The 317-nt window shown below is 44.8% G+C and carries 2 rRNA genes; both read right to left on the bottom strand.

What is annotated here, in order from left to right:
- Window positions 1-97, bottom strand: a 5S ribosomal RNA gene (gene rrf / locus JI666_RS21015); the annotation flags it as partial.
- A gap of 135 nt (window positions 98-232) precedes the next feature.
- Window positions 233-317 (bottom strand): 23S ribosomal RNA (locus tag JI666_RS21010); the annotation flags it as partial.

Here is a 317-nt window from a genome sequence, read left to right as displayed (position 1 = left end):
TGCAGGGGGAGATCCCCCAACTACCATCGGCGCTGAAGAGCTTAACTTCCGTGTTCGGCATGGGAACGGGTGTGACCTCTTCGCCATCATTACCAGACTAATCAATGGTTGATCCACTAGAAAGTGTTTAACCAAGGACAAGATATATGTTACTATACTTCTTTATGAAGTTCAAGGAAAATCTTATTCCCTGAAAACTAGATAGCACTCACAACGTTTTCCAATAATGTTTTCGGTTAAGCCCTCGATCGATTAGTATTCGTCAGCTCCACGTGTTGCCACGCTTCCACCCCGAACCTATCTACCTCATCATCTCT

This window comes from Bacillus sp. NTK071, assembly GCF_017303315.1.
Classification (GTDB): Bacteria; Bacillota; Bacilli; order Bacillales; family Guptibacillaceae; genus Guptibacillus.
The sequence above is the reverse complement of the archived record's forward strand: the minus strand, read 5'-3'. Positions and strand labels throughout refer to the sequence as shown.